13 protein-coding genes and 1 tRNA gene are annotated in these 14,300 nt (G+C 61.3%); 7 read left to right on the forward strand and 7 right to left on the reverse strand.

The window, feature by feature from the left end; all coding sequences use genetic code 11:
- Window positions 1–68: 68 nt before the first annotated feature.
- From rpsA to aroA, 3 genes are all read right to left on the reverse strand, one after another.
- Window positions 69–1,775: a 30S ribosomal protein S1 gene (gene rpsA / locus BC363_RS21180; RefSeq protein WP_025425511.1), complete on the reverse strand. Its 1,707-nt coding sequence runs from the start codon at window positions 1,773–1,775 to the stop codon at window positions 69–71.
- A gap of 166 nt (window positions 1,776–1,941) precedes the next feature.
- Window positions 1,942–2,577: a (d)CMP kinase gene (cmk, locus tag BC363_RS21185; protein ID WP_065784624.1), complete on the reverse strand. Its 636-nt coding sequence runs from the start codon at window positions 2,575–2,577 to the stop codon at window positions 1,942–1,944.
- A 113-nt stretch (window positions 2,578–2,690) separates the two neighbouring features.
- Window positions 2,691–4,037, reverse strand: coding sequence for a 3-phosphoshikimate 1-carboxyvinyltransferase (gene aroA / locus BC363_RS21190; protein ID WP_065784613.1), 1,347 nt, complete (start codon window positions 4,035–4,037; stop codon window positions 2,691–2,693).
- Between the two features lie 284 nt (window positions 4,038–4,321).
- Between aroA and BC363_RS21195 the strand changes: the two genes are divergently transcribed.
- From BC363_RS21195 to BC363_RS21215, 5 genes are all read left to right on the forward strand, one after another.
- On the forward strand, window positions 4,322–4,714 hold the full coding sequence (locus BC363_RS21195) for a TIGR02300 family protein (RefSeq protein ID WP_065784625.1): 393 nt from the start codon (window positions 4,322–4,324) through the stop codon (window positions 4,712–4,714).
- A 199-nt stretch (window positions 4,715–4,913) separates the two neighbouring features.
- Window positions 4,914–4,989: transfer RNA gene (locus tag BC363_RS21200), tRNA-Ala, on the forward strand.
- Between the two features lie 338 nt (window positions 4,990–5,327).
- Window positions 5,328–5,885 (forward strand): hypothetical protein, encoded by a 558-nt coding sequence (locus BC363_RS21205; RefSeq protein ID WP_141690390.1) that lies wholly within the window; start codon window positions 5,328–5,330, stop codon window positions 5,883–5,885.
- Window positions 5,882–6,736 carry a ParB N-terminal domain-containing protein gene (locus tag BC363_RS21210; protein WP_065784615.1) on the forward strand — a complete coding sequence of 285 codons (855 nt, stop codon included), beginning with the start codon at window positions 5,882–5,884 and terminating at the stop codon, window positions 6,734–6,736. Before BC363_RS21205 ends, BC363_RS21210 begins: the two co-directional genes overlap by 4 nt.
- Window positions 6,737–7,130: 394 nt before the next feature.
- Window positions 7,131–7,751: a recombinase family protein gene (locus tag BC363_RS21215; RefSeq protein WP_065784616.1), complete on the forward strand. Its 621-nt coding sequence runs from the start codon at window positions 7,131–7,133 to the stop codon at window positions 7,749–7,751.
- 193 nt (window positions 7,752–7,944) lie between these two features.
- On the opposite strand, the gene BC363_RS36390 is transcribed toward BC363_RS21215, so the two are convergent.
- Window positions 7,945–8,367, reverse strand: a complete 423-nt coding sequence (locus BC363_RS36390) for a hypothetical protein (RefSeq protein WP_065784617.1) — start codon at window positions 8,365–8,367, stop codon at window positions 7,945–7,947.
- Between the two features lie 165 nt (window positions 8,368–8,532).
- Window positions 8,533–9,930, reverse strand: a complete 1,398-nt coding sequence (locus BC363_RS21225; RefSeq protein ID WP_065784618.1) for a tyrosine-type recombinase/integrase — start codon at window positions 9,928–9,930, stop codon at window positions 8,533–8,535.
- Between the two features lie 311 nt (window positions 9,931–10,241).
- Here BC363_RS21225 and BC363_RS21230 point away from each other — a divergent pair, with 311 nt between their 5' ends.
- Both BC363_RS21230 and BC363_RS21235 read left to right on the forward strand, forming a co-directional pair.
- On the forward strand, window positions 10,242–11,147 hold the full coding sequence (locus tag BC363_RS21230) for a tyrosine-type recombinase/integrase (protein WP_065787073.1): 906 nt from the start codon (window positions 10,242–10,244) through the stop codon (window positions 11,145–11,147).
- A gap of 3 nt (window positions 11,148–11,150) precedes the next feature.
- Complete coding sequence (locus BC363_RS21235) at window positions 11,151–12,344, forward strand: IS91 family transposase (protein ID WP_083223762.1); 1,194 nt, start codon at window positions 11,151–11,153, stop codon at window positions 12,342–12,344.
- A 546-nt stretch (window positions 12,345–12,890) separates the two neighbouring features.
- Here the strand turns inward: BC363_RS21235 and BC363_RS21240 are convergent.
- Window positions 12,891–13,364: an isoprenylcysteine carboxylmethyltransferase family protein gene (locus tag BC363_RS21240; protein WP_065786012.1), complete on the reverse strand. Its 474-nt coding sequence runs from the start codon at window positions 13,362–13,364 to the stop codon at window positions 12,891–12,893.
- 21 nt (window positions 13,365–13,385) lie between these two features.
- Window positions 13,386–14,279 carry an NAD(P)/FAD-dependent oxidoreductase gene (locus BC363_RS21245; RefSeq protein WP_065786011.1) on the reverse strand — a complete coding sequence of 298 codons (894 nt, stop codon included), beginning with the start codon at window positions 14,277–14,279 and terminating at the stop codon, window positions 13,386–13,388.
- Between the last annotated feature and the right edge of the window lie 21 nt (window positions 14,280–14,300).

Consider the following 14,300-nt stretch of genomic DNA (forward strand, 5'->3'; position numbering starts at 1 on the left):
CGCCCACAAGCAAAAGCCCGCGGAGATCGCTCTCCGCGGGCCTTTTCATTTCAGGCGTCAGGCAACGATTACTCGTTGGTCTGGCGGTTCTTCAGAGCGGCACCGAGAATGTCGCCGAGCGAAGCGCCCGAGTCGGACGAACCGAACTGAGCAACGGCTTCCTTCTCTTCCGCGATTTCCAGAGCCTTGATCGACAGCTGGATCTTGCGGTCCTTCTTGGAGAAGTTGGTGACGCGCGCGTCGACAACCTGGCCAACCGAGAAACGCTCCGGACGCTGTTCGTCACGGTCACGCGACAGATCGGCGCGGCGGATGAACGCGGTGATGTCTTCGTGGTTGACGAGCTTCACTTCGATACCACCGTCGTTGACGGCGATGATCTCGGCCGAGACGACAGCATTCTTGCGCAGTTCGCCGGAAGCCGCGGCATCGCCGACTGCATCCTTGCCGAGCTGCTTGATACCGAGCGAGATGCGCTCCTTGTCGACGTCGACGTCGAGAACAACGGCGCGAACGACGTCGCCCTTGTTGAACTCTTCGATGACCTGCTCGCCCGGACGGTTCCAGTCGAGGTCGGAAAGGTGCACCATGCCGTCAACGTCGCCGTCGAGGCCGATGAACAGGCCGAATTCGGTCTTGTTCTTGACTTCGCCTTCAACTTCGGTGCCAGCCGGATGGCTATGCGCGAATGCCTGCCACGGGTTCTCGAGCGTCTGCTTGAGGCCGAGCGAGATACGACGCTTGGTCGGATCGACTTCGAGAACGACGACGTCGACTTCCTGGCTCGTGGACAGGATCTTGCCGGGGTGTACGTTCTTCTTGGTCCAGGACATTTCGGAGATGTGGATCAGGCCTTCGATGCCCGGCTCCAGCTCGACGAACGCACCGTAGTCGGTGATGTTCGTGACGGTACCCGAGATCTTCTTGCCGACCGGATACTTCGCACCGATGCCATCCCACGGATCCGACTCGAGCTGCTTCATGCCGAGCGAGATGCGGTGGGTTTCCTGGTTGATGCGGATGATCTGAACCTTGACCTGCTGGCCGATGTTCAGGATCTCCGACGGATGGTTCACGCGGCGCCATGCCATGTCGGTGACATGGAGCAGACCGTCGATGCCGCCGAGGTCGACGAACGCACCGTAATCGGTGATGTTCTTGACGACGCCTTCGACAACCTGGCCTTCTTCAAGGTTCTGAACGATTTCAGAACGCTGTTCGGCACGGGATTCTTCCAGAACGGTACGACGCGAAACGACGATGTTGCCGCGACGCTTGTCCATCTTGAGGATTTCGAAGGGCTGCGGGTTGTGCATCAGCGGAGTGACGTCGCGGATCGGACGGATGTCGACCTGCGAACGCGGCAGGAAGGCGACGGCGCCGTCGAGATCGACGGTGAAGCCACCCTTGACCTGGTTGAAGATGATGCCTTCGACGCGTTCGCCGGCTTCGAACTTCACTTCCAGGCGCATCCAGCTTTCTTCGCGGCGAGCCTTTTCGCGCGAAAGAACAGCTTCGCCGAGCGCGTTTTCGATGCGCTCAACGTAGACTTCGACTTCGTCGCCGACCTTGAGCGAGCCGTCCTTGGCCTTCGCGCCGAATTCCTTCAGAGCGATGCGGCCTTCGACCTTCAGACCGACGTCGACAACGGCGACGTCCTTTTCGATGGCCGTGACGATGCCCTTGGCAACATAGCCTTCGGCCAGATCGGTCTTCGCGAAGGATTCTTCGAGAAGCGCTGCGAAATCATCACGGGTTGGGTTGGTAGCAGACATGGAATCTCCTGCATGCATCTCATTAAGAGACGCACATGCGCCGGGGGCTGGTGTTGAACAGGCCTGAACCCAGTCCGCCCCATCAAAGGGACAATCCGGCGCGTGGACGGAATTTCAGGCTTATGCAAGAAGAGCGATCCTGACAGCGTCGGGAAAAGGCTCTTCTTCAGATCTTCTTGATCAGGGCCGCATCGATCAAAGACTTCGCGGCCTGAAACGCCGCCTCTATACTCATTTCAGACGTATCAAGCAAGTGCGCGTCATCGGCGGGGCGCAAAGGACTGTCTGCCCGCCCCATGTCGCGCTCGTCGCGCTTCTTCACGTCGTCGAAGATCGCCGCATAGTCGGCGGCGGCACCGTTGCCGACGATCTCGTCGTAGCGGCGTCTCGCCCGCACTTCCGGCGAGGCGGTAACGTAGAGTTTCACCGCCGCATCGGGGCAGACGACGGTGCCGATATCGCGGCCGTCGAGCACGGTGCCCGGCTCTTTTCTCGAAAACGCCCGCTGCGCTTCGACGAGCGCGCGGCGCACGGCCGGCATGACGGCAATCTTCGATGCCGCCTCGCCGATCGCGTGTGCCGACAGCACGGCGCGATCGAGGCCGGCAAGCTCGACCTCGAGCGCCATGCGCTCGGCCACCGCCTCATCGTCGAGCGGCAGGCCGGCATCGAGCAGGGCCTTGGCCGTCGCGCGGTAGGTCAGCCCGGTGTCGAGATGGTGAAAGCCGTATTCTTCGGCGATCTGGCGCGAGAGCGTGCCCTTGCCTGCCGCGGCGGGTCCGTCGATGGCGATGGTGATCATGAATTGCCCTGCGATCAATAATTTTATCAAGCCAGATAGATTAAAACCGACATGGAATCCACGCACCAACAATGCGACTTTGCTGTCCCCATTGATACACCCGGATCGTGGCCCTACTCGATTGTCGCGCCCAGCCCGGTCATCAGCTCCACGAATCCTGGAAAGCTGGTGGCGATCATCGTCGTATCGTCGACGGTAACAGGATGTTCTGAGGCAAGGCCCATGACGAGGAAGCTCATGGCGATACGGTGGTCGAGATCGGTGGCAACCGCAGTGCCCGCGGCATTGCCGAGACCCTTGCCGTCGGGGCGGCCGTGCACGACGAGGAAACTGGAGCCGTCCTCGCAATCGACACCGTTGAGCTTGAGCCCGGCCACAACCGCCGAAAGGCGATCGGATTCCTTGACCCGCAACTCCTCAAGGCCGCGCATCACCGTGCGCCCCTCGGCAAAAGCCGCGGCAACGGCAAGCACCGGGTATTCGTCGATCATCGAGGGGGCGCGATCATCCGGCACGGTGATGCCCTTCAACTCGGAAGAGCGGACGCGCAGATCCACCACGTCCTCGCCGCCCGCAATCCTCGCGTTCAGCACATCTATCCGGGCGCCCATCTGCTGCAGCGTAACGATAAGTCCCGTGCGGGTGGCGTTCATCAGCACGTTGAGAATGGTGATGTCGGAACCCGGCACGAGCAACGCCGCCACCAGCGGAAAGGCCGCCGACGACGGATCGCCGGGGACATCGATGTCCTGGCCGGTCAGCCTGCCCTGCCCCTCGAGCCGAATGATGCGCTCGCCTTCGTTGCCAGTCTCGACTGTCAGGTTCGCGCCAAAGGCCTGCAGCATCCGCTCGGTATGGTCGCGGGTCATCACCGGCTCGATCACCGTGGTGATGCCAGGCGCGTTCAGACCGCCAAGCAGCACGGCGGATTTCATCTGGGCCGAGGCCATCGGCACGCGATAGCTTACCGGGTTTGCCGTCTTCGGTCCGCGCAGCGTCACCGGCAGGCGGCCGCCTTCGGCCGACGTCACCTGAACGCCCATCTGGCGCAGCGGATCGAGCACCCGCCCCATCGGGCGCCTGGAAAGCGAGGCATCGCCGATGAAAGTGGTCGCGAAATCATAAACGCCGACCAGCCCCATGGTCAGGCGGCATCCGGTACCGGCATTGCCGAAATTGAGCGGCGCTTCGGGCGCAAGCAGCGCACCGTTGCCGACGCCATGGACGATCCAGGTGTCGCCCTCCTTGCGCACCGTTGTGCCCAGCGCCTGCATTGCCCTTGCAGTGTTGAAGACATCTTCGCCTTCGAGCAGGCCGGCAATGCGCGTCTCACCGGCTGCAAGTCCACCGAGCAGCAGGGCGCGATGGGAAATCGACTTGTCGCCAGGGATGCGCACCGTGCCGCCGAGTGCCCCGGATCTGCGCGCAATGGCAGGCTTTGCGATCACGCCAGCGGACATATAAACCTTCCTCGAACCTGTGGCCGGCACCATCCCTCGCCACACGCGAAACGGCAACGGCGGCGCGACCGCCTTCCGCTCCCGCTGCCTAACACAAAGCGATTGCGCGATCATCCTGCCCGGCGAAGAAAAAGCAGGCAGCGCAGGGCTTTCGCGATTTATCTTTGACAGACGCGGCCAAGATGATTATGGGGACCGGCTAATCATCATAGGCTTGATATAATTTCCACCCGCCGGCTTTCCGGCAAGCGCCGGCTCGGCCGGCCATTCAAGAGGCTTTGACTGTGGCAAAAGCGGAACTCGGAACAAAGCGCATCGACCCGGAAACGGGGCGCAAATTCTACGATCTGAACCGTGATCCGATCGTCTCCCCCTACACCGGCAAGTCCTACCCGCTGTCCTTCTTCGAAGAAACCTCGGTCGCCAAGGTGCTTGAGAAGGAAGAGGAAGAGGACGTCGCTGAAGTCGACACCGAGAACACGGAAGTCGAACTCGTTTCGCTCGAGGAAGCTGACGACGAAGCAGCAGGCGGCGACGAGATTCCGGATCTGGGCGACGACGACGTGGAGATCGACGGCGACGACGACGACGATACCTTCCTGCAGACCGACGACGAAGACGATGACGACGACATGAGCGACCTCATCGGCGTGTCCGACGACGAAGACGACGTCTAAGCGCTTATAATAATACGCGAATGCCTCCCGTCCCTGCCAGATGGCGCGGACGGGAGCAAATCGGGCCGGAGCCAAAATTATTTCCACCGGCCTGACATTTTCGGCTTGCTATCCGCGAAAAGCAGAAGTAATAAGCCGCCACTCGCCGGGCACAACAGCCCAACGAGTTTCCCGGAACCGGCCTTGCCGGACCCGATATGGGGCTATAGCTCAGCTGGGAGAGCGCTTGCATGGCATGCAAGAGGTCAGCGGTTCGATCCCGCTTAGCTCCACCATCCCTTTTGCGGTTTTCAAAACAAAAGCTTATTCAAGTAGTTAGCTGGCTGACTGTCTGATCGCTCAGACCAAGCCAGACCAGTGTTTCAGACCAATTTTCATCCGTTGCTAATATAACACCCGCGAAATGAATCCGCTGTCTGTGCGACGGTGGGTCTGGTCTAATTTCCACCCCAGTCTTACCTGATGCACGACCGCAGACGAGCGAGGGTGAGAAGTGAGCATGGATAAAGTCTGCCGCGTTAGCGGCTGCGAGAGAGCCGCGAAAGGCCGGAGCGTCCGCTGTGATGCGCATCAGACGGCTCATCGTCGGCACGGGGATGCCGAGCAGAAGGGCGTGACCACGCATGAGCTGAAGCCTTGGGCGACGATGGTTGAGACCCTGTTGAAGCGGAAGCCATCGTGGTCAGGGATTGTCGTGGCAGCAGATCGGTGGGCTGCGGTCGTCGAGGAGGCAAGGGAGGTCAGCGCCGACTACATCGACCGTGGGAAGGCGATGCCCACGTGGAAAGCTCGGGCTGCTCGAACGGTACTGGGCTTGGCCGAGGATGCCACCAGCCGCGAACTGTTGGTGACGGTCGCCTCGATGTACCTCCTGCGGGAGAGCCGTCCCGCTCGGTTCAGGTCTGATCGGGCGTTCTCATTTCAGGTTACGCGAAGGTGCCGGAACATGACCACGGTCTCCCGTGGGTCGTGGTTCGATGAAGCCTCGGGACAAGTTCGGCATTGCTACGCCACGCCGCCTGAGAACGAGGTGCTTGCTCTCGGGGGATGGCTCAACGAAGCCTTCGGTACGCTTGCCTTGGCGTTAGCCAGGGCGGTGATGGCCGAACAGAAGAAAGCAGGTGAACTTGGTGAGCGTACTCATCATGCAGTCATGGAGTTAAACGGATGACCTTGAAGACGAACGTGCAGGGAAAGGCAGCTCTGCCGCTTGGCTTGCATGTGTTGCCAATGGATGTCGCCATCGAGAAGCTGCGGACGCTGAAGCAGATTGGGGTCGATGAAACTGACAGGCCGCAGGCGTTGCTGTCCCGGCAGATCGATACGCTGGAGAACGTCTTCCAAGCTCGGACGGGGCAGCTCAATGAGGCGCATATCGGGGAGCTGGAAGCGGCAATCAGAACTCATGGAACGCTGGAGCCTGTGATCATGTGGCGCTGCGGGGCCTACGCACTTCTCTTGGAGGGCCACCACCGACTGGAGGCTTACCAGCGAACCGAGCAGCAGACGCAGAAGCCGATCTCGATCCCGGTGACGTGGTTCGAGGGGTCTGTCGAGGCGGCGATTGTCAGGGCATCGTCCGCCAACACTCGCGCGAAGCTGCCCATGGCCAAGGCTGAGAAGCTCGATCACGCTTGGAGGCTGGTGCTGTCCGGGGCCTTCTCCGTCAAGGAAGTCATTGACGCTTCATCAATCTCGCGGCGAACGATCATGACGATGCGTTCGGTGCGCAACAAGCTTGGCGATGATGCCAAGCGGTGCGCCTCATGGAGGGCTGCTCTGGCGCAAGCTCATGGGCTAGGCGGGGATTGGTCGGAGGATGAGGAGGACGCCAAGATCGAAGCTCTGGCGAAGGAGTATGCGGACAGATTGGCCAAGGAGTTCAGCACAAAGCTGTCCCATGTTCCGGTCATTACAGCGAGAGCATTCCGCATCCATTTCAACCGTGCCTCTCATGAAGTCATCAGTGCGTGGCAGCAAGAGGTTGGAAGCCCGGTTGAGGACGATGACGACGATGAGTGAGGCGCTGGGTGCATCTCTTACACCGATCATTTGCACGGCTCGGAGGTGCATCTGCACACAGTGCCTCGGTCTGGTTGGGGGGCGGAATGTTCGGTGGAGAAATTCTTGACCTCAGATCAGATACACGGAATTCGAGGGTTCCCCCGTGGCCCCCTCGATTTCGGTTTGTGATGGGCTTGGTGGTCCCCATCGAAGGCCCACCGAGCGGGGCCTAACCGATCAAACGAACATGTCCAACTCATCGCCCTGCCAGGCATGGGAGTCGCTTAATGGTGGTTTGCTATAGGTATGCTTCAAGAGAACCATTGTCGGATTGGTTCGATAAATACCGATTGACAATCCATAGCGAACCACAGATAAGAGAACCACCCATAACGAACTGAGGTGGTTTTCCATGCATGTCCGCGCCTATCTCCGTGCCAGCACCAAGGACCAAGACGCCAGCCGTGCGAGGGATGATCTGTTCCGCTTCGCTGCCGAGCGTGGCCTGAAGATCGCGGCCTCCTACGTGGAGAACGAGAGTGGCGCTTCCTTGGCCCGTCCTGAACTGTTCCGGCTGCTGGCTGACTGCCACCCCGGCGATGTCCTGCTGGTCGAACAGGTGGACCGCTTGAGCCGATTGAACGCTGCCGACTGGGAGAGGCTGAAGGCCGAGATACAGCAGCGGCGGGTGAAGGTGGTGGCCTTGGACCTTCCCACGTCATGGATGATGGCCACGGCTGACAAGGACGACATCCAGAGCCGGATGCTGGACGCCATCAACGGGATGATGCTCGACATGCTCGCAGCCATCGCCCGCAAGGACTACGAGGACCGCAGGAGGCGGCAAGCACAGGGCATCGCCAAGGCCAAGACGGATGGCGTCTACAAGGGACGCCCGGAAGACGCTGCGCGGAATGCAGCCATCGTCCAAATGCTGGCCAGCGGTCAGAGTTGGAACAGCATCATCAAGGCGACCCGCTGCTCTCGCTCGACGCTCTCACGACTTGCCAAGAGGGTTGAACAAAATGCATAGGACTTGAAAGAGTTATGCGCTCTTGTAGGACGGGGCGATTATGCGTTTTCGTCTTCAGTCATCACCTTGAGGTGCCGCCTCTGGCTGACTTGTAGTTGCCGGAGCGGATTGATAGCGCCCGCCTTGTTCCGGGCGAAAAGCCCAAACCATTGCGACTGCAAGCACCACCAGCAATGTAGACATCAACAACCGGTTAGACATTTCCCGGCCCCTTTCCCCGCACCATCCTCCTTAAGGGATAGGTGGAGCGAGTGCGCGTGCGACTCACCGCGCCTCCTTCGTTGTCCCAGCTTTGGAGGTCTGGATCGTAGAACAGGGTTGGCGTCTCTCTGCCAGGCATCATTGGTAAGCCCTGAATAGCGAAGCGCGGAAGCGGTGGCTTGTAGGGCGCGCTGTCTTTGGTCGGTGCGCCGAAGTTTCGCTCCAGTTGGGCGCTGAGAGCGTATGGAGATGTCTCTCCAGCCAAGAACAGCTTCATTACGAGCAATGCAGCAGCGTTAAAAAGCGATTGATCTTCGGCTAGCACGTCAGCGTCATAGCCAGCGTCATCCAGTACGGTCTGGATCATTTCCATTTCGGCAGGTAAGATGGTGGCGTAGGCAGGGTTGGAAGACATGTCGTCCTCCTTTATTGGGGCAAAGGCAATCAACCTTCAAACAGTAGCGCCCGTGACAATACCACTGATGGTCGATACTGCGCCGAACGGGTATGCTAGGCAACCGCCTCTGGGTTTCATCCGGCGAATGACGATTTCGCAGGGAGCCCGGACGTATCTCACATTCTACGAAGATGCATCCGGTAGTTTCACCGCCTCCACGCACTTGCGCTTCTGGTCCTCCGATGGGCCACCAGAGTAGACTTTGAACGTGATCGACTTCCGGCCCTCTTCATGGCCCACCACTTCGGAGATGATGCTTTCCTGTTGCCCCGCCTGTTCAGCCTCAGTCACGAACCAACGCCGGAACGAATGGAAGTTGACGAGGCTGCGGCGCTTGCCATCGACTTTGTCCTCCACCTTGAGCTTCTTGCGGTACTGAGCGAAGCGTTTGCCGAACACGTCGGAGGGGTTCTTCTCGTCCGTTAGTTCGTGGAACAGCCAGTCTGGCGGCCCCTTGTCTTTCTTCCTGCGTCGGATGATCTCAATCAGATCGGGGTGGATGGGTACCCGCCTCTTTGCTGCCCGCGTCTTGCCGTGACGAATATCGAAGTGGCCAACACCTTGCTCATCCAGCGGGCATTCCTCAACCCACAGGGTGACGACTTCGGCAATCCTCATACCGGACAGCGCGGAGATGCGCATGGCGTCCTGAAGCTGTTGCTCAAACTCCTTCTTCATGCCCTTCGGAAACGCGGAGTAGAGCAGCGTCTTCATCTCGTCGGTCGTGAATGGGCGTTCTTCAACATCTGCATCCCGTTCGACCCTGCGGCCCCTGTTAGGCATCGTCTGGCCTTCCCACGGGTTCTTTCCGCGAACATGGCCGCGCATGATCAGGTAATCCCAGTACAGCTTCACGCTGCCGAGATGCTTCTTTGCGGTCGATGGATCAAGCGGGCTGATCTCAGTCGAGACGTACTTACCCGCCACGGCCCTGTCGATATCACCAATCGTCAGGCCAGCTTCATCTGCCCACCTAGCAAACTTCGCGACGAGATTTCGACGTTCTGCCGTGGTCTTAGGTGCAAGCTTCGCCTCCTTCAGGTAGGCTTCCAAATGATGGTCGATGGCGACCCTACCGCTGACGATGTTCAGGAAGCGCGCCTTGGCAGCACTCCCTTGATTGCGCTCGATGCTCTCGGCTTGTTCCTCGATCAGATCATGGGGACTGATGATGTCTTCGTCTTCAACATCACTGGCTTTCCGGCCCGTCACTCTGGCAGTCCACTGCATGGGGTCTTTCATGCTCATCGCCAGCTCAGCGGCCCACGCCTCACCGAGCATACGGACGTTGTCCTGACTGGTGGAGAGCGTGCGACCTTCTCGCGCCTCACGGTAAAGCTTGTCTGTCTCGCGTTCGATGTCATCACGCCTCGACATCGCAAGCTTGAGGTCACTGGTCCCAAGGTTCACGAGATAGGCCGTCTTGCCGTCGAAGTGGAGGCGGATTGCCTGCGGGATGTCACGCTTGAACCAGTAGGTGAGGCCTCGCAAATCGAGGTAGCGGCGGGAGTTTTTCGACATTTCAGACCAATGGTTCAGACCAACTTTTACGCCTGATTATCATGTGATATCAATAAGATCAAGAACATAGATGGGAACCGTGTAGCCCCCGCTTAGCTCCACCAAACTTCTCCTGAAATACAAATCCTTGAACTGACCACCCTTCACCATGTTTGGGCCAACCGCCTGCACATGCCGGCCGTTGAACGAACCCGCTGCGCGGGAGGGCGTCTGCGGTTGAGGTAGAGTGTCCCGGCTGGAGTTGGGGCCTGAATTGAACGTCGTCCGGCAAGGGCAGAGCATGACGAGCTTCTTCAACAAGGAGCCTGACCATGCAGTACCCCCATCTCGACACGCCTGTCAGCCCGCTGCGCCAGCGGTTGATCGACGACATGAACATGCGACGTTTCTCACGCGAAACGCAGCGCAACTATCTGCGCGACATCGGTCGCCTGGCAACCTTCCTCGGGCGTTCACCAGACACGGCAACCGCCGACGACCTGCGCCGGTTCCAGATCGAACAGCAGCAGGATGGCGTTCCCGTTCCGACGATGAACAGCATCGTGTCGGCGTTACGCTTCCTCTTCACCCGGACCCTTGACCGCCCGGACCTGGCACGCAGGCTCGTCCGGCTGGCGCATCCGCGTAACCTGCCTGTGGTGCTGAGCCGCGACGAGGTTGCCCGGTTACTCAATGCCACCACCTGCATCAAGCACCAGGCAGCATTGTCGGTCGCCTATGGCGCTGGCCTTCGTGTCGCTGAGGTCTCCATGCTGAAGGTCACCGACGTCGACAGCGAGCGGATGCTGCTGCGCGTCGAGCGTGGCGAGGGTGGGCGCTATCGCAATGCCATGCTTTCGGAGGACCTGCTCACCCTGCTGCGCCAGTGGTGGAAGGTGGGGAGGCAGCAGGGTGTGATGCATCGCGACGGCTGGTTATTCCCCGGCCAACACGCAATGAAGCCGATCAGCACGCGGCAGCTCTATCGGATCGTGGTGGAGGCGGCCCAGGCCGCCGACATCGCCAAGCGGGTCGGGCCCCATACGCTGCGCCACAGCTTCGCCACCCACCTGCTGGAGGATGGGACGGACATCAGGATCATCCAGGTCCTGCTCGGGCACGCAAAGCTCAACAACACCGCCCTCTACGCCAAGGTGGCAACCAGGACGGTCCGCACGGTCACAAGTCCGCTCGACAAGCTCGGCCTGATCAAGCCGGAAGCCTTCCCCGACAGTTGAGCCTTGCGTGCCTCGCTCGAGGTCGCCGACATCTTCCGTGCAGCCGGGGCGGCGTACCGGCGCGCGCATGCAGGACATCTGAGCCTGCCGCAACTGAAGGTGATGTCGGCGGTCGAGAACTGCCGCACTGCTGCCCTCGGCGGTCACGTCGAGGCCTGCGAGGACTGCGGTCAGTGGCGGATCGCCTACAACTCCTGCCGCAATCGGCATTGCCCAAAGTGCCAGGGTGCAGCGGCACGGACATGGCTTGCCGAAAGAGAGGCCGATCTGCTTCCCGTCGGTTACTTCCACGTCGTGTTTACACTGCCGGCCGAGGTCGCCGACATAGCGTTCCAGAACAAGGCGCTCGTCTATGACCTGCTGTTCAAAGCGGCGTCGGAGACGATGCTGACTGTCGCGGCCGATCGCAAGCATCTCGGCGCGCGCATCGGCATCACCGCCGTGCTCCACACCTGGGGATCGGCGATGACGCATCATCCGCATGTCCACATGATCGTTCCGGGCGGCGGCATCACGCCAGATGGAAGCCGATGGATATCATCGCGCCCGGCCTTTCTCCTTCCGGTACGCGTACTCGGCAAGCTGTTTCGACGGCTATTCCTCGCTCGCCTGATCGCTCTGAACGACGCCGGGCGGCTCGACTTCTTCGGCACCCTTGCTCATCTCGCCGAGCGGCAGGCATTCCTGCGGCATCTGTCGCTGGTCGGGAAGAAGCGCTGGGTGGTCTATGCCAAGGCGCCGTTCGCGGGGCCGGAGGTAGTGCTCGCCTACCTGTCCCGCTACACCCACCGGGTCGCAATCTCGAACCGCCGACTGATCGCCTTCGACGAAACTGGCGTCACCTTCCGCTACAAGGACTACCGCCGCGACGGCTGCGACCGGCAGCAGATCATGACGCTCGCGGTCGATGAGTTCATCCGCCGTTTCCTGCTCCATCTCTTGCCGCGTGGCTTCCATCGTATCCGGCACTACGGCCTGCTCGCCGGCTCAGCCCGCAAGACCAGCCTCGCGCTCGCGCGCGAACTTCTGCACGTCGCCACACCGATCGATGACGGCACACCGGGCGAACCGGATGACTTCCGCCCCCCATGCCCCTGCTGCGGCGGACGAATGATCGTCATCGAGGTGTTTGAACGCCGGAGGCAGCCGCGCGGACCACCGGATGCGACGGCGACAAACCGGGAGACGGCTTCATGACCCGGCATGGAATGGGCAAGTCTTCAGCCGCAGGCCTCACGCCTCCGGCAACCGACCCGCATGCGTCCGTGGTGATCATCGCTGCCGACAGGGTTGCGACGAGCCGGGTGCCGTGCCGCCAAAGCCGCGCGGACGCGCAACGAAGCGACCTGCCCGCATCGATCGCTCCACTCTCTGGCTGCGCTCGCGCCACCGCACCAATCAGCCGTAGAGCGAAATCTCCATAGCCTTCGACTGTGGCCCGCGGGTTCCTTCCTCGGGGACTTTCGTACGCCTGCCGGCGCCCGAAACTCTTCACGGTGGCAGTCTGTCCGCTCTCGGTTACCGCTTCTCGAAAGCAGACATCGGCGTGCGGTGCGTCGACGGCTCATCTGTGGCGGCAAGCGGTAACCAAATCTGCCCATGGTCTGACGATACAGCACGTCGGCTCGCTCCGCTGACCGGCAATGTAGGGCGTTGGCGCGCTGCGGGCGCACACGTCGGCTACGTCACGGTCGTCCTGTTGGCCGCGGCAAGAAGGCCCCGCAGGCGGCAGCGGCGGAATAGTCAGAGCCAGCGGCGAACCTCGGCCTTGTAGCGGCGGTAGTTGTCGCCGAACTTCGCTTCGAGATAGCGCTCCTCGCGGGCGATCACCTGCGTCTGGATCGCGATCAGCACCAACGGGAGCAAGGCGAAGGCGATCGGCCCGTCGAAGCCGATCGCAAGGCCGGCATAGATAAGCGCCATGCCGAGATACATGGGATTGCGGGTCCACCGATAAGGACCGGTCGTTGCGATGAGGGTCGTTGGCTGCGACGGCGGAACGTTGGTGCCCAGCCGCCGGAACAGCCCCGCCGCCGCAAGCATCATCGCCGCGCCGGCAACGAACAGCAGCGCTCCCGTCGCGACCAGCAACCGCCAGTCGATGCCGAAAGAGCGCAGGGTGACGAACCGCTCCGCCGCCAGCCCCAACAGCAGCGCTCCCAGATAGACGAAGGGCGGAGGGAAGCGCACACCCGCGCTGTCCGGTTCGACGGCCATGCTCATCTCCAATCTGTGCTCTCAAACCAGCATCGACTGCTGGGCGAAAATACCCGCCATCGCGCCTTGCCATGATGCCGTGGTGACCGAGGGCATGAGGGGGTTGGCGAGGTCGCCGGCGGCGTAGATGCCGGGCATGCTGGTTTCGCGGCGCTCGTCGACCTTGAGGGCGATGCCGAGGGGCGTATCGACCGCGGCCAGACCCAGTGATTCATGCAGGCTTGCGGACGGCTTGTTGCGCGGATGCGCGAACAGGATGTCGACCGCGACATCGGGGCCGGTATCGAGCTTGACGGTGGCGCTATGGCCCCCGTGACGGGCGATCTCGGTGATCCGGCCCTCGACGACAGGTATGTTGCGACGCGCCAGATCGGCCCGGATATCGGGCGGAATGTCGTGACCATCGGCGAAGAGCCTCAACCTGTCGGTCCAATCGTGGAACAGCCTGACCTGATTGTGCGACTGCGGGCCGGACCAGACGAGGCCCCAATGCTGGCCGGCGACTTCAAAGCCGTCGCAATAGGGGCAGGGCACGATGGACGTGCCCCAGCCTTCGGCAAAGCCCGGAACATCAGGCATCTGGTCGGCGACGCCATAGCTCAGGATCAGGCGGCGCGCCCCAAGGCTTGCGCCATCGGCAGTGAGGACGGAGAAATCGTCGATGGCGCCGGAGACGCTGTCGGCCCGGGCATTGACCAGCCTGATCGTGGGATAGCGCGCCAGCTGCTGCCGCGCCTCGGCCAGGATGTCCAGCGGTGGCTTGTGATCGTGGCCGAGCAGACCATGCGAGTGGCCGGCGAAGCGATTGCGCGGCAGACCGGTATCGAGAACGGTGACCTTGCGGCGGGCACGGCCGAGCTGCAGGGCGCCGGCGAGACCGGCAAAACTGCCGCCGATGATGATGACGTCATCCATGGTGATGGGCTCGGTGTTGTG

The sequence above is a fragment of the Ensifer sp. LC384 genome, from assembly GCF_001695865.1.
Taxonomy (GTDB): domain Bacteria; phylum Pseudomonadota; class Alphaproteobacteria; order Rhizobiales; family Rhizobiaceae; genus Ensifer.